The sequence below is a fragment of the Vibrio sp. 10N.222.49.C9 genome, assembly GCF_041474985.1.
Lineage (GTDB): Bacteria > Pseudomonadota > Gammaproteobacteria > Enterobacterales > Vibrionaceae > Vibrio > Vibrio crassostreae_C.
The window spans coordinates 1-253 of record NZ_JBFRVD010000455.1 but is presented as its reverse complement, the minus strand read 5'-3'; the positions used below and the strand labels follow the sequence as shown (position 1 = coordinate 253).

At 43.1% G+C, this 253-nt stretch carries 1 protein-coding gene; it reads right to left on the bottom strand.

From position 1 onward, the window contains the following. A partial coding sequence (locus AB4585_RS23960) for a TetR/AcrR family transcriptional regulator (RefSeq protein WP_372171253.1) occupies positions 1-181 on the bottom strand: 181 nt, incomplete at its 3' end. Positions 182-253: the final 72 nt, after the last annotated feature.

The window sequence follows — 253 nt, the reverse complement described above, 5'->3', positions numbered from 1 at the left end:
CGTCTATTCCCAATAAAGCAGAGTCTATTACCCTACTAAATTGAGTGAAAATATCCCTCTGCAAATCACAGAACAGCGCCTCAATATTCGGGTAGTGATAATAGATCGTTGATGGAGATACCTGAGCTTCCTTAGCCACTTCATACATGGTAATGGCATCTACGCTGCGAGCGTCAATCATATCCAGAGCAGTTTCTTTGATATGAACCAACCGCGCTTGCGTAACCTCACTCCTACTTAAACTCAACTACTG